Source organism: Corynebacterium sp. HMSC078A10, from assembly GCF_001811565.1.
Classification (GTDB): domain Bacteria; phylum Actinomycetota; class Actinomycetes; order Mycobacteriales; family Mycobacteriaceae; genus Corynebacterium; species Corynebacterium hesseae.
Map to the genome: position 1 here is coordinate 19,597 of NZ_KV805208.1, position 20,299 is coordinate 39,895.

Sequence of the window (20,299 nt, forward strand, 5' to 3'; positions counted from 1 at the left end):
CCGCATGTTTTATTCTTGGGGCCGCTTCTCCTATGCCCACCGCAAGGTCATCCCGCTCATCATCGTGGGTCTCATCCTCGGCCTCTTCTTCGGCTTCGGCACCCGCCTGGGTGACCGGATGAGCCAGGAGGGCTGGGAGGATCCTTCGGCGGCGTCGACAAGCGCGACACAGATCGAGCTCGAGACTTTCGGCCGGGACAATTCCGGCGACGTCATCCTGCTTTTCGATGACCCCGATGCCCACGCCGCCGAGGCCAAGGCCTTCCTGGATGAGCTCAAGGCGCAGCACCCGGAGCAGATCGACTCCGTCACCAGCTACTTTGATAAGCGCAACCCGAACCTCATCACGCAGGATCACTCCACGGCCTTCGCCGCCATCGGGCTGAAGGGCGACGGCGAGCAGACTCTCAAGGACTTCCGCACCATCGAGGATTCGCTGCACGCTGCCGACGTCCCCGTGCAGGTCGCGGGCGCCACGGCCGTGGCCGACGCGCTGGATGAGGGCATGGCCAAGGACATCTCCCGCGCGGAGAAGGCCGCGCTGCCGCTCGTCGGACTGCTGCTGCTGATTGTCTTCGGCTCCGTCGTCGCGGCCTTCATGCCGCTCGTCGTGGGCGGCCTGTCCATCCTGGGCTCCCTGGGTATCCTGTCCATCCTGGCTGGCTTCCAGCAGGTCAACGTGTTTGCGCAGGCCGTCGTCACGCTGCTGGGCTTGGGCTTGGCCATCGACTATGGCCTGTTCATGGTTTCGCGCTTCCGCGAGGAGCTGGACAAGGGCCGCGATACCAAGGAGGCCGTGGCGATCACCACCGCCACCGCCGGCCAGACCGTGGTCTTTTCCGCCGCGATGGTGGCCGTGTCCCTCTCCGGGCTCTTCCTCTTCCCGCAGGCCTTCCTTAAGTCGGTGGCCTATGGTTCCATCTCCGCCGTCGGCCTCGCCGCACTCCTGTCGGTGATGGTGCTGCCGTCGTTGTTTGGCATGCTGGGCCCCAACATCGACAAGTGGACTGTGCGAAAGACCTCGCGCCGCGGGCGCCGCATCGAGGACACGTGGTGGTACCGGATGCCGCGCTGGGCCATGGGCCGCGCGGGTCTAATGACCACCGCCATCTGCGCCCTGCTCATCGCGCTGGCCATGCCGGTGCTGGGCGTGAAATTCGGCGGCATCAACGAGACCTACCTGCCGCCCAACCAGGACGCGCGCGTGGCGCAGGACCAGTTCAACGAGCAATTTCCCTCTTTCCGCACCGAGCCGGTCAAGCTCGTGGTGAAGAACGCGACCAACGAGCAGCTTGTCGACGTCGTCATGCAAGCCCGCTCCATCCAAGGCCTCACCGAACCGATGGGCCCGAAGACCGCGACCGTCGACGGCACGACCGTCCTCGGCGCCGGCATCCAGGACCGCGAGGACTACGCGCGCATCGTCCACGAGCTCGAGAACATTGAGGCACCCGACGGCGTGGAGCTTTATGTCGGCGGCACCCCGGCGATGGAGGTCGAGTCCCTCGACGCGCTCTTCGACACACTGCCCTGGATGGCCCTCTACGTGGTTCTGGCCACCTTCATCCTCATGGCGCTGGTCTTCGGCTCGTTCATCCTGCCGCTCAAGGCCATCATCATGACGCTGCTCTCGCTGGGTGCGACGCTGGGCATTTTGACGCTCATGTTCGTCGATGGCCTCGGTTCCGGCCTACTCAACTACACCGCCGGTCCGCTGATGAGCCCGATTCTGGTGCTCATCATCGCCATCGTCTTTGGCCTGTCCACGGACTATGAGGTCTTCCTGGTCTCGCGCATGGTGGAGGCCCGCCGCCGGGGTGCGTCCACGGACGAGGCCATCGCTGCGGGCACCGCGCACACAGGCGGCATCATCACGGCGGCCGCGCTCATCATGATCGTGGTGGCGGGGGCCTTCGGCTTCTCCGACATCGTGATGATGAAGTACATCGCCTTCGGCATGATTTTTGCACTGCTTATCGACGCCACCATCGTCCGCATGCTCCTCGTCCCCGCCGTCATGCACCTCCTGCGCGAGGACAACTGGTGGGCTCCGCGCTTCCTCACCCGCCTTACCCATCGCCTCGGCGGCGACAACGCCCCGGCTGCCGAGCCGGCCCTGGCCACCGCATCCGCTGCCGCACCGGCGCCCACCGCCCCAGCGCTGAACTACGAAGAGGCCGCACCGGCTGCGCAGGACGACGCGCCCCACTCCCCTGTGACTTCAGCAGAACAGGTTGAGGAGGCGTCGCCAAGCGATGCTCCTGTACGCGGGGACCGCAGCGCCGACACCGACACCGAGCTCATCCCCTTCTCCGAGCTGGTCAAGCGCCTTAAGTCCACGGATGATCGATGAAGAAGAACTGGCTGACCTGGATAGTCTCCCTGCTGATTCTGGCCGCGCTGGCGTGGTTCTTCCGCGACCAGCTGGACTTCATCTCCGAGGGGCTACAACGCCTGCGCCACACTGAACCTTTCCCCGTGGTGCTGGTGGTGTTCTTCGCGCTGCTGTCCATCGCGGGCATGGCGGAAGTGATGAAGCGGCTCATCGGAGCGGGCGGCGTCAAGGTGCCGCTGCGCGAAACCTACGCCATCACGCTGGCCTCCAATGCCTGGTCCACGACCTTGCCGGCGGGCCCTGCCTTTTCGGCTTTGCTCACCTTCCAGGTGCAGCGCCGCTGGGGTGCGTCGGTGGCGCTGTGCAGTTACTTCCTGTTTTTGTCCTCGATCATTAGCTCGATGTTCCTCGCACTCATTGGCTTGGGCGGGGTGTTTTTCCTCAACGCGGATATGGCTCTGGGGTCGCTCATCACCACGGTTGTCCTCATGCTCGCCGCCCTCGGCGGCGTCTTCTGGCTGACCTCGCACCCGGTGACCCTCGAGGGCTGGCTGCGCAAGCTACGGCCCGGCCCGAAACGGGACCGCGCGATTCAGGAGGTCCGCAACCTCGGCGAGGTCCACCTTTCGCGTGGCCCCTTTGCTGTGGTTGCCGGGGCGTCGCTAGTTCACCGCCTGGGGGATATGGCTGCGCTGTGGGCATCCGTGTGGGCGGTGACCGGGGAGATTCCGTGGCTGCGCGCGGGTGCTGATGACACCACCCTGGCCGGTGTGGCCCTGGCCTTCCTGGCCGCGAAGCTGGCTGGCTCCGCGCAGGTCACCCCGGGTGGCGTGGGCACGGTGGAGGCCGCGCTCATCACCCCTCTGGTGGCGACAGGCCTGACCGTGGTGCACGCCACCTCCGCGGCCATCATCTACCGGCTTATTTCCTTTGCGCTCATCACTATCATTGGATGGGTCATCTACTTCGCCCACTACGCCCGCGATGGCTTTTCTTACGCGGCGTTGAACCGGAAGGAATCCTAAATGCGCGTTGCCCCGCTTATCGACGTCCTCGCTCTCGCCCTCTTCGCCATCTGCGCCCGCCTGGCGCATGGTGGCCTGAGCTTTAGCTCCTGGGTTGATGCCTTCTGGCCGTGGACCGTGGGCGCGCTCGTGGGCTGGATCATCATCATGGCGACGAAGCTGAGCGGCCTGTGGAAGGAGGGCGTCGTCGTGTGGCTGAGCGCCATCATTGGCGGTATGGCCCTGTGGATGCTGGTCAACGGCCGCCTGCCGCACTGGTCCTTCCTCATCGTGGCCACCGTAATGTCGGCGCTGTTCTTCTTTGGCTGGCGAGCCATCGCGGCCTTTGCTTCCCGCTCCCGCGCCTAGAATCTGTGACATAGTCGGTTACCCGTCGACCTCCTTTCACCCCTTTACGCCCTTGCAAATAGACGTTTGAGCTGGGAGTTTGGCGTTCCGGTTGCGGGATAGTTAGGGGCGGTTTAGTGTGTGAGGCATGAAGTTGGGGGACTTACTCGGGGTACTCGCTCGCGGCATGCACGTCGTCTCCTTGTGCGCGGGGCACACGCACGAGGACATGCTGGCGCTGGGCGCGACGCCGCGCGTGGCGCGGCAGCTCGAGGGACTTCACCGCGTTTATTTTGGCCAAACTGCTTTCAGCGCCAAGCAGCGCCGCGCCCGGGAGACTAACCATGCGCTGGATACGCTGCTGCAGATTGAGCGGCATGTGGCGCGCGTCAAGAACTCGCGCCAGGCATGGGACTTGCGCGTGGAATTGTGTGCGACCCCAGAAGGCGAGATTGCGGGTGTGGCGAAGCGCAGGCTCGCGGAGCTCACACCCGAGCCCACTCCTGGCGTCCGCGTGCGACGCAGTGCGGGCGGCATGCACAAGCTCATCATCACGGATCGCCCGCGCGCGATTGCCAATCTAGTAGGCACTCTCAAAGCCACGTCGGAGGACCTGCTCAAGGCAGTCCACGAGGTCTTTTCCGGAAGCGGCGCGCCGAAGCCGGCATTGCATGCTCACGTCATTGTGCGCCTCGAACAGCTGGACAAGATTGTGCGGGGCGAGGGCGATGACATCCTTCTGCAGGCAACCGACGGCGGCACGATGACAGGCGCGGAGTTCCTCCGCACCACGTTTTCTGAGCGTGGCTTCGTCTCCCTCTTCCACCCGGTCGAGGGGCCGGTCAATGTGTATTACGGCAGCCGCTTCGCCAACGATAAGCAACGAATCCTGCTCAGCGCAGAGCATCCGACGTGCGCTTGGCTCGGCTGCACAAGACCTGCCGCGGAATGCCAAATGCACCACATCAGACGGTGGCAGGATGGCGGGCCGACGAACCTCGACAACCTCGTGCCGTTATGCAAGTATCACAACGCCATCAACGACGATGACCCCGCCCGCCCCACGTACCGCGGGCGTATCGACCGCATCGAAGGCCGCATGGCGTGGCTGCCTCCCGACGGCGGACCACCAGTCCCCCTCCCCAGCCCGGTCTGGGATTAAAAAAGCCCCTCCGCAAGGAGGGGCTAGAAGCGCTGGTTTACTTCGAGCTCAGGGCGGAAACGTCCACGCCGGCCTGGTTGAGCAGCATAATGACGAGGTTGATGATGTCACCGCTGAGGTCAAGAACGCTAGAGAGCATTGGGTTTCTCCTTTGATTGAATTCCTAGTCTTTAGGCCTATCGGATAAAACAGGCTCACATGTTACGCCGAGACACAAAATTCAGCGCGATCCGCAGGCCTTCTTCGCCCGCCGCCAGGCTTAAACGACGCTAGAGCGGGGAGATGGTGTGCTTCTTGGGCAGGTCCTTCTCCTGCTTATCGGCAAGCTGGCGCAGCGCGCGGCGCAGAGCCAAGCGCGACTCGGAGGGCTTAATCATGCCGTCGAGGTAGCCACGCTCCGCGGCGACATAAGGCGCGGTCATGGTCTCGTCGTAGAAGTCCATGAACATCTTCTTCGTCATCGCGCGTTGCTCTGGGGTCTCGGCGGCCTCGAGCTGCTTGCCGGCAATCATGACCACCGCGGCGGCCGAGCCCATCACGGCGATCTGGGCTGTCGGCCACGCCAGGTTGATATCACCGGTCAGGTTCTTCGAACCCATCACGGCGTATGCACCGCCATAAGCCTTGCGCACGATGAGCGAAACCTTTGGCACGGTGGCCTCCACCACGGCAAACGCGAACTTCGCGCCGCGGTGAATCAGACCAGCCTTCTCCTGGTCCACGCCCGGCAGGTAGCCCGGCGTATCGACCACGAAGACCAGCGGAATGTTATAGGCATCGCAGATGCGGATAAAGCGCGCGCCCTTATCGGCGGCATCCGCATCGATACAACCCGCTGAATGCATCGGGTTATTGGCCACAAAACCCACGGCCTTGCCGTCGATGCGCCCAAAGGCGGTGATGACGTTGGGGGCGTAGTTTTCCTGGATTTCGATGAGATCGTCATCGTCGCCAAGCTGCGTGAGCAGGTCCATCATGTCGTAGCCGGCGTTCGTATCATCCGGCATGAAGGAATCCAGCTCGGTGTCCTCAGCTACCTCGTCATCAGTAGGCGCGTCGAAGACCGGGGACTCGTCGAAGCAGGTCAGCGGCAGGTGGTCGAGCAAATCGCGCACCATGTCGAAGGCCTCGTCCTCCGAGGGCACCACGACGGACACGTTGCCGTTGAGCTCCTGCTGGCGGGCGGAACCCAAGTCGTGGGAAGAAATCTCCTCGCCCGTGACCTCCTTGATCACGTTCGGGCCCGTCACGTACATCTCCGCCTCACCATCGACGGCGATGATGAAGTCCGTGGTCACCGGCGCATACACCGCACCACCGGCGGACTTGCCCATCATGATGGAAATCTGCGGGCTGCGGCCGGACAGCGGCAGCTGGCGGCGGGCAATCTCCGAGTACATGGCCAGCGACGTCACCGCGTCCTGAATACGCGCGCCGCCGGAATCCTGGATGCCGATAACCGGGCAGCCAATCTTGATGGCCAAATCCATGATGTCCGTGACCTTCTTGCCAAAGGTCACGCCCACGGAACCGCCGTACACAGTCTTATCGTGCGCATAAATGCACACCGGGCGGCCGTTGATGCGGCCGTGGCCGGTGACCACGCCGTCGGAGTAAATCGCATCCGGGTCGCCGGGGGTCTTGCCCAGGGCGCCGGTTTCGACGAAAGAGCCTTCGTCGAGAAGCGCGGCGATGCGTTGGCGCGGAGTCGAGCGGCCGGCCTCATCGCGGCGTGCCCGGGAGCGTTCACTGCCGGGATCCTGGGCACGCTCGAGGCGCTCGCGTAGGTCCGCTAGCTTGTCAGCGGTGCTAGTCACTTCCGAATCTTCTCCTCGATCCATTCCTCCATGTGCTTGCCCACGATACCGATTGCGGGCTCGTCGGGAACCGCCAGGTGGTCGCCCGGCAGCTGCACAATCTCCAGATCCTTCACGATAACGCCCCAGCCACCGTCCGGGTTAATCTCCGCATAGGCAGGCTCGAGCTCGATGGCGCCGTCATGCATGCGCTCGGAGCGGAAGAGGATGACGGGCACGCTTACCGACGCCCACCGTCCCATATCCAGCGAGCCCAGAATCTGGTTATCCACGAAGGACGCACGTTGGTGTTCGAGCACGCCGGCGGACAGGCCGTGCTCAGAGGCGTCGGTGGAGCTAAGGAATTCCGCGAGCATGGCCATGAGTGCATCCTCGCCCACGGTCTCCAGCATCTCGTAGGGCGGCTCGAAGTCGAGGCCATAGGTCTTCTTGGCGAAGGCGGCGTAGCGCCCCCAGCGGGCCTTGGTTTCCTCCAGTGTCTTCGGCGCTGGGTTAGCCGGCTGGGTGGTATCCAGCAGAGCGATAAAGGCAACCTCAGCAGTATCCTCGCCGCGAGCTTGACGCTCCTGCAGCTGGTAGGCCACCTCATAGGCCAGCGCGCCGCCGAAGGACCAGCCGCCAAGCACGACCTTGCGGCCGCGCGCGTAGTGCAGGATGTCCTCGATGTAGGCGGCGGCGCGCTCCTCCAGGCTGCCTTCAAGGCGCTCCACGCCGTAGACGGCGACGTCGGCAGGCAGGCGGCGGGTCAGCGGCTGGTAGACCACGGTGGTGCCGCCGGCCGGGTGGAACATGAAGACGGCGGGGCCATCGGCCTCGCGCAGGACACGGATATTGCCCTCGACCTCAGTCTCCAGGCCCTCGCGGACGAGGTCCGCCAGGTTCTCCAGCGCTTCGGCCTCGTGGACCTGGTGCGCAGTGACCTCGATGCCAGCGCGCTCGGTGAGGCGTTCGGCAATCTTTTCTGCCACCTCATCGCTGACCTGCGGTAGCGCGGAGGTCACGCCGGCTGCGGCCGTACCTGTGAAGGTGGCCCAGGTGCCGAAGACCATGCGCTCGGAGGCATCGCGCGGTGCAACGCCCACGCCTTCGCCGCCCTTCGCGCTCACCGCGGAGGCGTCTGGGGTGGTGTCGTCGCTCTCGGTGAGCGCGGAGGGTGCGTCGGCGGTCGCGTCGGCGCTTGCGGTTGCGGCATCGGGCTGCTCGGACACGGCCTCTTCGACCATGGTGATGACGTCGGCGAGGGAGGCGTCGCGAAGCGCCTGCACCTGCAGCGGCGGAATCTGGAAGTCATTCTCCACCCGGTTCTTGATGCGCATGCCCATGAGCGAATCCAGGCCCAGATCAATGAGCGGCAGCTCGCGCGGGAGATCGGAGACGTCGTAGCCCATGGACTCCGACACGATGAGCGCCAAGCGCTCCTCCACGCTCTCCTTCTCCGGGTCCCAGCGCACGGCGTCGACGCCCACGTCGGGGTCAGCAAACTGCGGCGCGGTCACGGCCTGCGGCAGGCTCGGCTCGGCCGTCGGGGTGGGTTCTGCAAGGTTGAGGGTCGAGGCAAAACCTTCCGCAACAAGCTTGGTGGTCGCTCCATCCACGTAGTGCACCGCCACCGACAGCCCGCCCAGCGTGCGGCGAACAATGGTGGTGACCTCGCCCTTCGCGGGCAGATCCAGGTGCTCCTCGCTCGCCGCGATGTGCGCGCCCGGGGTGACGGCCTCGGCGGCGGCCTCCAGGATGGCCAGCGCGCTCGGCGCCTGGTCAGCGTTCGTGGAGAACGCCACCGCGCCCTCCGGCAGCGTCACGCGCGCGCCCGGCAGGCCGGACACGCCCGACGAGGGACGAGCGTTGGTCCAGAAACGCTGGCGGCGGAAGCGGGTATGCGGGGCGGCGACAAGCGCGCCGGAACCAAAGACCTTGGTGTAGTTCACCGGAGTTCCCGCGACGTAGAGCTTGCCCAGCAGATCCAGCAGCGACTCGGTAGGGTCCACCTTGCGCTTCAGGCTGTAAAGCAGCTGCGCATCCGCCTTGCCCGCGGCAAAGGCGGTGGACATCAGGCCCATGAGCGCAATCGGGTTCGGGGAAATCTCAACGATCTGCATGTGGCCCGCCGCAAAGGCTGCCTCCGCTGCGTCCTGCAGGTAGACGGGCTTGCGGGTCATGCGGATCCAGTAGTCCTCATCGTGCAGCACCGTACCGGGGCGGTAGACCTTGCCGCGGTCGACGGAGGAGAAGAGCGTCGTGTGCAGCGGGCGGGTCTCGATGCCAGCGATTTCCGCATAGAGCTCACCGAGGAGCGGGTCGACGGCGGAGGTGTGGCCCGCGCCCTTGACGTTGAGCGCGCGGGCGAACTTGCCCTCGCCTTCGAGGCGCTCCACCAGCGCGAGGACCTCTTCGCGCGGACCACCGACGGTGGTCATGCCGGGGCCGGTGTACACGGCAGGTTCGATGGAACCCGGAAGGGCGTCAATCTCCTCGGCGGAGAGCTCGACGACGGCCATGGCGCCCTGCTGATCGTCGGGAAGCGAGGCCTCGCCCTCCCCCATCAGGCGTGCGCGGTGGCAGGCGATGAGCATGGCGTCGGCCGCCGTGATGCCGCCCGCAGCATAGGCCGCGCCGATCTCACCCATGGACATGCCGATAACGCCGGCAGGGCGCACGCCGAAGGTGGCGAGCAGATCCGTCAGCGCTATCTGGATGGCGGTGATGGCCACCTGCGCGGTTTCGGTGTTGTAGGTCTGGGCGTCGTCGTGCACCAGCTCCAGGATGGACCAGCCGGATTCGCGCTGCACGATGGCGTCGAGCTCCTCCAGGCGCTCCTTGAACAGCGGCGAGATCTCAATCATGTCCTTGGCCATCTTGCGGTGCTGGGAGCCAAAGCCGGAGTACATGAAGACGGGGCCGTGGACGGAGGGAGAATCCGCCGCGGCGATGCCCACGGAGACGGTTCCCTCGGCGACCTGTCGCAGGCGCTTGACAGCTTCCTCGCTGGACGACGCCACCACTACCGCACGCGAGCGCCCATGGTTGCGGCGCGCAAGGGTACGGGCCAGGGAAAGCAGGTTCGGGTTCTCTGCCTCGATATAGTCCGCCAAGTCGGAAGCCGCTGCGGCGCGGCGGGAGGGCAGCAGGCCGGAGACCGGCAGGGCCACTGGCTGCCCCTCGCCGATGGCGACCTGCGGGGCGTCCTGGTGGGTCAGCCCGCGGTAGTCGGTCAACACCACGTGGGCATTGGTGCCGCCGAAGCCGAAGCCGGAGACACCCGCGACCTTCTGGCCGGAATATTCGGGCCATTCGCGCGGATCCTCGACCACTTCGAGGTGCTCGGCGTCGAAATCGATATAGCGGTTGGGGCCCGCGTAGTTGATATTCGGCGGGATGACGCCGTGGCGCATTCCTTCGATGACCTTGATGAGGCCCACCACGCCGGCGGCGGACTCGGAGTGGCCGATGTTGGTCTTGGCAGAACCCAGCAGGGTCGGGTTCGCGGCCTGGCGGCCCGGGCCCAACACGCGGCCGAGCGCGGTGGCCTCGATGGGGTCACCGAGGATGGTGCCGGTGCCGTGGGCCTCGACGTAGTCCACGTCCTGCGGGCGGATGCCGGCGTCGGCATAGGCGCGCTCGAGGACGTCGACCTGCGCCTCCGGGTTGGGGGCGGTCAGGCCGTTGGAGTGGCCGTCGGAGTTGACCGCGGTGCCCTTGATGACGGCATGGATGGTGTCGCCATCGCGCTCGGCGTCCTCGAGGCGCTTGAGCACGAGCACGCCCGCGGCATCCGCGCGGACGATGCCATCGGCATCATCGGAAAAGGCGTGGATGGCGCTGGTGGGAGAGGTGACACCCAGCTCACTAAAGGCGATGGAGGCGTGGGGTGAAGCCAGGATGTTCACGCCGCCGGCGAGTGCCGTATCAGCCGCACCCACGCGCAGGTCCTTGACCGCCTGGTTGACCGCCACGAGGGAGGCGGAGCACGCGGTGTCCACGTTGATGGAAGGGCCGCGCAGATCGAAGGCGTAGGAAAGGCGGTTAGCCACGATCGCTGAGGACGTACCCGTCATGGCATAAGGGTGCATCTCCGCCGGGTCGGCGGTAATGAGCATGCCGTAGTCATTGTTGGTGGAGCCCATGTAGACACCGGTGGCCGTGCCGCGCAGCTGGTTGGCGGGTACGCCGGCGTCCTCGAGGGCCTCCCACGAGACCTCCATGAGGATGCGCTGCTGCGGGTCCATGTTGGCCGCCTCCAGCGGGGAGAGACCAAAGAACTCGGGGTCGAAGGAAGCGATGTCCTCGATATAGCCACCGTCGGTGTTCTGCTGCTCAATCTTCTCGCTGGTAATGGGATCGGAAGAGTATTCCGACCAGCGTCCGACAGGCAGCGGGCCGGTGCCGGCGCGGCCTTCGACGAGCATGGTCCAGAACTCATCAACGTTTTTAGCGCCCGGGAAGCGGCCAGCGTAACCGATGACGGCGATGTCACCGCCCGCGATGGTGGCCGGGCGTGGCGACGCCTCCTTCGGTGCGCTCTCCCCTGCAGCGGCTGCACCGTTGACCAGGCGCTCAGCCAGCTGCGCGATGGTGGGGTACTCGTAGGCCACGGTGGGCTCGAGCTTAATGCCGAGGAGGTTTTCTAACTCGCCGGAAAGGACCACTGCGTCACGCGAGGACAGCCCAAAATTCTCCAGCGGTTTGGTGTCCGTGATTTCCTCTGCCGACAGGCCGGTGGTCTGCGCAACCCAGGTGCGCAACCAGCCACGTAGCTCTTCAACGGTCATAAATCTCTAGCTTTCTTACGCGGACTAAAAAATATCTAACTCTGCATTCGATTTTGCGCAGCACAAAAACGCGCACGTCGAAGCGTACATAGGGGTTATCGAATGATTATCTCACTTTGTTAACTTGGGTTTCATAACCGACATACCCACAGGCAGCAGCAACCCCCGCCCCGCAGTAGCGCGGGAACGGGGGTTTAAGCGGCGTGGGCTTTAGGAAGCGAGGTAGCTCTTCTTGGCCACGCGGCGGGCAATCTTGCCCGAGGAGGTGCGCTTGATCTCGTTTGCGTTAAACCACTGGATGACCGCCGGGGTCACGCCGTGGTTCGCGGAAACCGCGGAGCGGATGGCTTCGGACGCGGCGGCGTCATCGGCCGGGTTGGCGCCATCGGCGCGCTCGATGAGCAGCACGAGCTCCTCGGTGCTGCCGCCCTCCACGGAGAAGGCCGCGATGGAGTCCGCACGGACGTGGCCCGAGGCCTCCTGCACGGTGCCCTCGATGTCCTGCGGGTAGTGGTTGCGGCCTGCGACCACGATGAGGTCCTTGAGGCGACCGGTGATGTAGAGCTGGTTATCCACGATTGCCGCGAGGTCACCGGTGGCCAACCAGTTATTGTCCTCCGGGGCATTCGGCACGCGGGTGCCCTCCGCCAAGCGCTCCCCCAGCGTGTTGTGGAAGGTCGAGGCGGTTTCCTCCGCGCGGTCCAGGTAGCCAGCGGCTCGGTTCTCGCCGTGCAGCCAGATTTCACCCACGCGGCCATCCGGCAGCTCGGTCTTGGTCTCCGGGTCCACGATGGTCAGGTGCTGGGCCACGACGCTCTGGCCACAGGAGGCATAGGCCACGGAATCCGCGGACTTCTCCACGATGACCGCCTCACCCTGAGCCAGACGCTCGCGGTCGAAGTGGGAAATGACCGGGCGCTCCGGAGTCTGCGGCGTGGTGACAATCAACGAGGCCTCCGCCATGCCATAGGACGGGCGCAGGGCATCGCGGCGCAGGCCAAACTCTTCCTTGCCGAAAGTCTCCCAGAAGGAATTCACCGCAGACTCGGTCACCGGCTCCGAACCGATCACGATGCCATCGACGTTGCTGAAGTCCAGCTTCTCCCCCTCCGCCGGGGCGCCGTAGCGCGCGGCGAGCTCGAGGGCGAAGTTCGGAACCACGGCATAGGTACCTTGCAGCTGCTCATCGATGGGCTGGCGCTTGAGCTGATCAATCCAGCGCTTGGGCTGCTGCACGAAGTCACGCGGCGTCATGATTTCCAGGTTGAGGCCCAGAATCGTCACGAAGACCGCCAGGATGATGCCCATATCGTGGTGCATCGGCAGCCAGGACACCACGCGCGCTGGCAGCTTGATCTGTACCGCGGTGAAGATCTGCAGCACGTTGGTCATGATGTTGCGGTTTGTCAGCAGCACGCCCGCAGGTGTCCGGGTGGAGCCGGAGGTGTACTGCAGGAAGGCCGGGTGGTCCACCGGCGCGGTCTGCAGCGCGGCCAGGGCCGCCTTGCCCTCCTCCGTCTCCAGCGGGTTCACCCAGCTCTGCGCCAGGGAATCCGGCAGGGAGTCGATGGAGATGATGCGCGGGCGCTCGGCCGCCGGGCGGTCCGAGAAGTATGCGCGGTTCGCCGCGGCCGAGATGTTATTGGTCAGAACGATCGACGGGTTAGCGTCACCAAAGACCGCCCGCAGGTGGTCGGTGTGGCCGGGCTCGTTCGGATCATAGAGCGGGATCGGGGTCATGCCCGCGTACATCGCGCCAAGGAAGCCGAAGATGTACTCGGGCGAGTTGCCCGCCAGGATCGCCACGCGGTCCCCCATCTTGCCCACCTGCTGCAGGCGCGCAGCCACTGCCTTGATGCGGGTATTGACCTGGGAGCGGGTGATATCGCGCGGTGTTCCCTCCGGGTTATCGCTATAGACCCATTGGCGCATGACCGGGCGATCCGGGATACCCGCCTGCTGCTCCGCGGCATAGACGTGTTCGGCAAGGCCCGCCAACGTGAGGTGGGGCGGCAGGGCGATGTTGCCCTTCTCGTCGAAGAACTGGCCGATCAAGGCTTTCAGGTCCATGTGGGAAAGCTCCTTCGTAGGGTAGAGCGGGGCACATACCCCTGCTTCACGTACTTTTGACATTAAAAATATCAGAAGGACTACGCCGACCGTTACATGGCGCGCAGGCGGGACGTCGCCAAGCGCTATTGTGCGTCGATGGTGTCCTTGGCCCACTGCGTCACCCATTGGTTGGCCGTGGTGCCTTCGATGGTGTCCGGATTAGAGGCGTACAGTGCGTGGACGCCGTTGGCGTCGATAAGATCGCGGGCGCGCTCGAGGCCGTTGCTGACGTCCAGTGGTGCATCACAGATGGAGTCATTCGGCGCGCAGATTTGGAAGGTGCGGTCCGCTAGCGTTCCGAAACCGTTGGCGCGCTCACCGCGCATCGTGGCGCCCGGGACGATGCCCTGAATCAACGTTGAGACCGGCTGCAGGGCAATCTCCGCGCCCACGCCGCCGACGTGCGCGCCCGGGTTTATGCCCACGCCGTCCTGGCGTCGGCCGTCCGCAATGAGTGCGACACCCGCCACGCTCTCTGCGGGCACGGGTCCGTTGCCGCCGCCGATTCGGTCCGCCACATCACCCGCGATGACCGCGCCCTGCGAAAAGCCGCTCAGGATGAACTTCGTGTTCGGGCAGGTCTCGTGCATGTAGGTCAGCTCGCCCTCCAGGCGCGAGGTGCCCTCGTTGCGGGAATCGTCGTAGCTCATCTCGTGCTGCGCGTTAATGTTCTTGAACTGCGCGGTGTACGGCAGCGTCCACACCTTAACGTCCTCGGGAACGTAGGCCTCCTTCAGCGGATTCGTAATCGACAGCATGAAGGAGTTCGGGTTCGCCCCCGGGTTGATCGGATCATCGTCCGCAGCGGATTCCCACGTTCCCGGCGCGGAGATGAACTCCACGCGCGGGCACCAATCCGGCTGCTCGGGGGTTGCGTTTTCTTCGCCCTCCCCCTGGGAGGGGGCGGGCTCCGCAAGGTTTCCTTGCTCTCCTTCCTCGCGGGTGTTGAGGAAGTGGACCGCTCCCCCGCCAATCACGGCGAGGAGAACAACGACGGCAAGGACGGTAAGTGTTTTACGCATGAAGAAATTTCTACCTCGAGAAGGCACGGGATTGTCTGGAAAATCCCTGCCACGTTACTGAGCGCAGAGCTTGCGGCCCTGCTCGGTGATGAGCCGGACTAGTTCCTCATGGCTAAGCTCGGTGCGGCCCTGCTCAATGAGCTGTCCGGCCACTGCCGGTGCGGTGACGGCATCGCCCTGGCAGGAGGCCTGCGCGGCACCCACCACTTGGTCTTCCACGCCGTCGACGTTTACGCCGGCCTTCGCCACCGCAGCCAGGAAGTCCTGGTCTGGGCCTTGCGCGGGAGCGGGGGCGGGGATCTCGGAGATCTCGTGTGCGCCGCGGTCTTCCGGCTCCCCGTCCTGTTCCTCTTCGGTGCGCGACGCCGACGAAGAGCTTTCCGACGCCCCACTAGCTGACGCCGAGCTTGCCGACGCCCCGCCGCTCGCCGCGGAGGAACGCTCCAACGGCGCCACGGAGGTGTCGGTGGCCTCGCCCTCCTCGACGGTGGCGGAACCGCAACCGCTCAACAGGGCACCGGCGGCGAGCAGCACGGCCGCGCCGGCTGCCGCGGCGGGACGCGCGGAGAAAAGACGCATGGCGGTTCTCCTACTTCTTATCCGCCTGGACCTGGCCCATGACCTCACGGATGACGCCATGCTGGAAGGACTGGGTCAGCCCACCGGCCGGAATGGAGGTGTAGTCCTCCGTCGGCCAGCCAAACTCGCCCTGCTCCCAGCCGTGCTTGCCCCACTCATCGAAGATCTTGCCCTTGAGGATGTAGTGCGCGCCGGAGTCCATGGACCAGTAGATGTTGCCATGCTCGAATTCCTGGAAGAAGCCGCCGTTGACGGCCTTTTCCTCACCCACCGGGAAGCCCAGCTCGGACTCAGCAGCCTTCAGCTCCTTGTACTTCGCGCCGATGGCGCCGTGCACGATGTGGAAGGAACCGTCCGGGTTGCGGGTCAGCACGCCGTCCTCGAAATCCTGGACCTGGCCGTCGCCGACCTTGCGTGCCTCTGCAACCGGGTACTTGAGGTCGCCGCCCTCGAAGCCGTTCTTGCCCCATGCATCGAAGAAGTCCTTCGGGATCGGCCAAGCGCCGGTCTCCGGGGTCCAGTAGATGGAGCCGTGCTCGAAGTGGACGTAGCGGCCGCGGCCGTCGGGGGTCTTTTCCTCGCCGGTCGTCGGGAAGCCCAGCCAGGAGGTCGGTCCACCGAGCTCGGAGTAGCGAGCGCCGATGCGGCCGATCACGGCGTGTGCGCCGGTCTCCGGGGACCAGTAGGCGGTACCGGCCTGGAAGTCCTGGGCCTTGCCGCGCTCGGCGACGTCATACTCGTTGTTCACGCAGTTACCGATGATGCCGGACTTGGTGGCCTCCGCAATGGCCCCGACCGGAGTGCAGTCCGCGCCGCGGTCGCTCTTGTCCAGGCCAAGGGAATCAGCGATGTAGGGCCATGCCTCGGTCATCTCAAACTGCCAGTATTCCCAGCTGTGAACGCCGGTCGGACGGAACTTAACCACTGGTTCGACGCCAGCGCGCTTAGCGTAATCAACGAAGGTCTGGGTGGACATGCGGGAGATGGCCTCCAGGCCCACGCCGGCCATGTTGGCCTGGCCCTTGGCCACCGAGCCGATCTGGCCGTAGTCATCCTTGCCGTTACCGGCGGAGACATAGACCTTCATGTCCTTGAGGTTCTCGATGCCCAGCTTCGGATCGTGGTCGATCCAATCCTGGGAGTACAGGTCACCCCACATGTTGGTAGAGGTGAATCCGCCGGCATCGGCCTGCGCGGCGGTAATGGCCTCCGGCATGCCGGTGGTGGTGGTATCGAGGTAACCCGAGAAGGAGCCAACGTACTTGAAGGCCCAGGGGTTGCGCTCAGCAAGGTTGACAGCGGCGGTACCGCCCATGGAGATGCCGGTGACGGCGCGCTTGCCGTTGGAGCGGTAGCCCTTCTCCAGGATCGGGATGAGTTCCTTCATCAGGAAGGTCTCCCACATGTAGTGCCTGCCGTTGTCTTCCTTCTGCCAGTCGGAGTAGAAGGAGGACTCGCCGCCCACCGGCATGATGAGGTTGACGTTGCGGTCGGCGTACTGGGACAAGATGTTGGTCTCGATGGTCCAGCCGGACTCGTCGTCGCGGGCGCGCAGGCCATCAAGAGCCCAGACCTCCGGGAAGGTCTTGTCCGGGTTGGAGTACCAGTCACGCGCGAGCTGGATCTGCACGACCTGTTCCTTGTCCGGCATGGCGGCGGACTTGATGTAGACCTTGAGGTGGCGGTTGGTCAGATACTCAACGCGGGACACGGACACGCCCTCCGGCAAGCCCTCGATCTTCGGGTATTCGGTCTCCACCGGAGTGCGCTGCGGCGGATTGGACGGGGCGAAGGAATCGGAGAGGTTGGAGCTGCCCAGAAGATCAGTAATTCCGTCGCTGGAAGAGCCGGAAGACTGCGCGTTTGCAATAGGCAGCAACGCAAAGCCCACGGCCACGGCGGTGGGCAGTGCAGCGATGGTCAGGCCCTTGCGGGCTGCGGACGGGGAACGCAGGCCGGAAACCTTGGTGGACCGGCGGGGCTGAGTTGACGCAGTGTTCGGCATTGAAGAGTCCTTGTTAGGGGTAAATCGAGATGAGGGCACGCGCTACCGCGAGCGGGCTCCGCAGGTTCCCCTCCTGCGGAACTCGCCACCGTACGCGTAGTGAGCGGTCTAATGTGTTCTCAAGTTTAAGTTTAACTTGAGACTTTGGGAAGGGGGACACGCCCACCATGTCTATGAAAAAGCCGCCGTGCTCAAGAGCACGGCGGCCACGCAGGAGATGATTACCAAGCGTTCATTACGTTAAGCACCTGCGGCTTGGAGCGTTCGAGTTGGTATCCGAACTGCTCCCAGTTGTGCAGGCCCTGTGCCGGGTAATTCGTCTGCAGGCGAACGCCCATTGCACGGGCCTTCAGCTCCCACAGGCGGGTGGTGCCGTTGGCAAAGCCTTCCAAGGCCACGCCGGCCGCGATGTGCTCCGGACGGTAGCGCTGCTGATCCACCGGCCCCGGGATGCCGGACGCGGCGGAGACATAAACGTCCGTTCCGTGCGCAGCCAGATCCGGGATCAGGTTGAACGGATCATTGCTGAAGCGCTTCGGGTTGATGATGGAACCGTACATGGCGTTGATGTTGAAGCCGCCGGCGTCGAGCAGCGCCAGGCGCATAAAGGTCTGAGCGCCCGGCAAGGTCGTGGTGAGGTAGCCGGAGTAGGACAGCGCCTGGCGGAACTGCTCCGGGTGCTTGCCAGCGAGGGTGATGGCAGCGGTAGCGCCCATGGACAGGCCGGCAACTGAGTTGTTGTTGCGGGCCACTCCGAAGTTGCCCTCCAGGTAGGCCGGCAGTTCCTGGGTCAGGAAGGTTTCCCACTGGTAGTTGACCGGCTTGACCAAGTCATAGGTGGCCGGGCCGTTCCAGTCCGCGTAGAAGGACGCTGCGCCACCCACCGGCATCACCAGGGTGATGTTGTGGTCTACATAGGTGCGCGCGGCGTTGACGTCATTGATCCAGGCATTGGTGGAATCGGTAGCGCGCAGGCCATCGAGCAGGTACAGACCTGCGTTGCCGCCGTTCTTAGCCGGCTGGATCTGCACTGGGATGTTGCGGCCCATTGCCTGGGACCACACGTCGCAGCGCTGTACCCAGTAGCCGACGCGGTCCCACTCGCAGGCACCGGTGGCGTCGCCACGCAGCCAGTCCCGGTTGGCGGCGGATGCTTCTTGCGTACCCGCGGTCACTACCAGGCCCAAAGCCACAGCGATGGCTGCCACCACTGAGAGGACCCGAGTCCGCAGGCCAGAGCTTAGTGAACTCATGTTTCTCCTTAACGTTTTTACTGCCACTACTACATCGCCAACACGCCAGCGATAGTTACAGATCAATAACAAGAATCTTGTTTAGCGTAACGCACCCTGGCAATTTTCGCCTACCCATGGGGGTGCTCCCCAGCTCACACCAAGCTAATGGACAGGATAATCGCTCGGGTCAGACGGCAACATGAGCGTGCGCCCCGAGGTCAGCGAGAAAGCTAGATTCGCGCGGAAGCGCTCCCACGTCAGGGGCGCGCTATAGGAAGCGATGAGTTCCTGCACTTCTGGGCTGTCCAGCGCGGCGCGCGCCTGGCGGGTCTTGTCCTTGTCATACCACGGCGGGAGATACTCGATGTCCGCGCCCGTGAGTGCTGCTTGCCATTCCAGCTCGAGGGATTTGTCGTGGCCCACGCGCCCGCCTTCCTCGCGGGGCATGCGCGCGGCCATCGGCGTGGCCAGACCGATCGTGTCAAGAACCCGGACATTGAGCGGCGCGTTCATCGACGTCATGCCCAAGTTCACCAAGTACACCGTCGGTGGCTCGTTCATTCCCGGCTCGCGCGGAACGGTGAGCCAGTTGAGCAGGTCCTTTTCTTTATCCTCCACATAGATGGTGGCCAGGGCATCTCCGCCAACGAGTTTCTCGCCGGCTTCTTCGTAGCCGCGCATGAACTTCATCCCCAGGTAATCCCGCGCCGAGCGCGGCGGGTGGCCCGCCTCGCGGTGGGTGGCATAGGTCCAGAAATCACGCTCATCCACGATGGACAGCGGCTTTTCATAGGCATCCCAATCCGTCGGATGCCCGCGCAGCACGATGATGAATGCCCACACCGCGCAGAAGGCCACCGCGAGCGAAGACACAAGACCCTTGAGCGGCAGCACGAAAACGGGGAGAAGGGCGGCGAAGAGCGGCAGCAGCAGCATACGTCCGTGCATGAAGTCACCGCCGACGCGCAGCACGTACAGCACGTGCACCGCCGCCGCCCCGACCATCAGGTAGGTCACGGTCGTGGCGCTGCGCAGCGCTGCCGGGCGCAGCTGGGCGCGGAAGGTCCACAACGCCGCACCCGCCAGCACGAGAACGGGCAGGTACAGGGCATAAGGCCCCACGAAATCCTTCAGGTAGTTCAGGCCGCTGCCCCACGCGCTTGACGACGCCGACTTGGCCACCGCCGTGTGCGGAGTCACCAGGCCGTAGTAGCCCATGCGGAAGAATTGGTAGCCCGCGGGGATGGGAAGGGCCGCGCCGAGGATGCCCAGCCACGCCTTCCAATTACGGTGTGCCGCCAAGAGCAGCAGGCCGGCCAGTCCGCCGTAGAGCGCGAACTCCGGGCGCACGAGCCAGGACAGCCCGGCCCACAGCGCTAGCCAGTAGGCGCTGGCGCTATCGCGGGACTGCACCCAGTGCTGCAGCAGCGCCCACAGGGCCGCGAGGTAGAAGATGGACAGGCCCCATTCGAGCCCGGAGGTGAAGAAGTCACGGGCCGGGGGCAGCGCGAGGTAGACCAGCGCACCCGCGGGAGCCACCAGCGGTGCGGCAAACTGGCCCGAGCGGAAGAAGGCGCGTGCCGTGGCCCACGCCCCTAGCACCATCGCCGCAACCGCCAGCACGAGGCCCAGGTTGACGGCGATGGATTCCAGCGGGGCGTTCGTTACCCACCGCACGAGGAGGATCAGGTATTGCCACAGCGTCGAGGTATTCGCCTCGACGCGCTCCCCCGCGTTGAAGACGGGCCCGTTGCCTTCCTCAAGGTTGCGCACAGTGCGCAGGACAATCAGGCCGTCGTCGGAGATCCAGCGGCGGGCGAATCCACCCCAAAACGAGAAAACTCCGATCACGATGACCGAGGCCAGCGCGCTGAGCGCGGCCGCGGTACGTGTATCGGATTTTCGCATGAG

Annotated in this window: 12 protein-coding genes; 4 read left to right on the forward strand and 8 right to left on the reverse strand. The window is 64.8% G+C overall.

Translation table 11 applies throughout. The annotated features are described in order from the left end of the window. The first annotated feature begins 4 nt into the window (after positions 1-4). The 4 genes from HMPREF2808_RS07395 (at position 5) to HMPREF2808_RS07410 (ending at position 4,849) form a co-directional block, all read left to right on the forward strand. A complete protein-coding gene (locus HMPREF2808_RS07395) occupies positions 5-2,353 on the forward strand; it encodes an MMPL family transporter (RefSeq protein ID WP_070597006.1) in 2,349 nt (782 codons plus the stop codon). Beyond that, the gene (locus HMPREF2808_RS07400) at positions 2,350-3,360 is read left to right on the forward strand and encodes a lysylphosphatidylglycerol synthase transmembrane domain-containing protein (RefSeq protein ID WP_070523780.1); all 1,011 of its coding nucleotides are present in this window, start codon (positions 2,350-2,352) and stop codon (positions 3,358-3,360) included. The genes HMPREF2808_RS07395 and HMPREF2808_RS07400 overlap by 4 nt, the downstream gene beginning before the upstream one ends. Further along, positions 3,361-3,708: a DUF3054 domain-containing protein gene (locus HMPREF2808_RS07405; protein ID WP_070624338.1), complete on the forward strand. Its 348-nt coding sequence runs from the start codon at positions 3,361-3,363 to the stop codon at positions 3,706-3,708. A gap of 127 nt (positions 3,709-3,835) precedes the next feature. Beyond that, positions 3,836-4,849, forward strand: a complete 1,014-nt coding sequence (locus tag HMPREF2808_RS07410) for an HNH endonuclease signature motif containing protein (protein WP_070624339.1) — start codon at positions 3,836-3,838, stop codon at positions 4,847-4,849. Between the two features lie 269 nt (positions 4,850-5,118). On the opposite strand, the gene HMPREF2808_RS07415 is transcribed toward HMPREF2808_RS07410, so the two are convergent. From HMPREF2808_RS07415 to HMPREF2808_RS07450, 8 genes are all read right to left on the reverse strand, one after another. Further along, positions 5,119-6,666, reverse strand: a complete 1,548-nt coding sequence (locus tag HMPREF2808_RS07415; RefSeq protein WP_046647588.1) for an acyl-CoA carboxylase subunit beta — start codon at positions 6,664-6,666, stop codon at positions 5,119-5,121. Beyond that, positions 6,663-11,435: a type I polyketide synthase gene (locus HMPREF2808_RS07420; protein ID WP_070624341.1), complete on the reverse strand. Its 4,773-nt coding sequence runs from the start codon at positions 11,433-11,435 to the stop codon at positions 6,663-6,665. The genes HMPREF2808_RS07415 and HMPREF2808_RS07420 overlap by 4 nt, the downstream gene beginning before the upstream one ends. Positions 11,436-11,645: 210 nt before the next feature. Further along, positions 11,646-13,505, reverse strand: a complete 1,860-nt coding sequence (locus HMPREF2808_RS07425) for a FadD32-like long-chain-fatty-acid--AMP ligase (protein WP_070563411.1) — start codon at positions 13,503-13,505, stop codon at positions 11,646-11,648. A 125-nt stretch (positions 13,506-13,630) separates the two neighbouring features. Next, positions 13,631-14,569, reverse strand: coding sequence for a cutinase family protein (locus tag HMPREF2808_RS07430; protein ID WP_070624342.1), 939 nt, complete (start codon positions 14,567-14,569; stop codon positions 13,631-13,633). A 54-nt stretch (positions 14,570-14,623) separates the two neighbouring features. After that, the gene (locus HMPREF2808_RS07435) at positions 14,624-15,148 is read right to left on the reverse strand and encodes a DUF732 domain-containing protein (protein WP_070624343.1); all 525 of its coding nucleotides are present in this window, start codon (positions 15,146-15,148) and stop codon (positions 14,624-14,626) included. Positions 15,149-15,158: 10 nt separating this feature from the next. Next, positions 15,159-17,072: an alpha/beta hydrolase-fold protein gene (locus HMPREF2808_RS07440; RefSeq protein ID WP_369815760.1), complete on the reverse strand. Its 1,914-nt coding sequence runs from the start codon at positions 17,070-17,072 to the stop codon at positions 15,159-15,161. A gap of 302 nt (positions 17,073-17,374) precedes the next feature. Next, on the reverse strand, positions 17,375-18,406 hold the full coding sequence (locus tag HMPREF2808_RS07445; RefSeq protein WP_070624344.1) for an alpha/beta hydrolase: 1,032 nt from the start codon (positions 18,404-18,406) through the stop codon (positions 17,375-17,377). A gap of 144 nt (positions 18,407-18,550) precedes the next feature. Beyond that, positions 18,551-20,296, reverse strand: coding sequence for an arabinofuranosyltransferase AftB family protein (locus HMPREF2808_RS07450; RefSeq protein WP_070523808.1), 1,746 nt, complete (start codon positions 20,294-20,296; stop codon positions 18,551-18,553). Between the last annotated feature and the right edge of the window lie 3 nt (positions 20,297-20,299).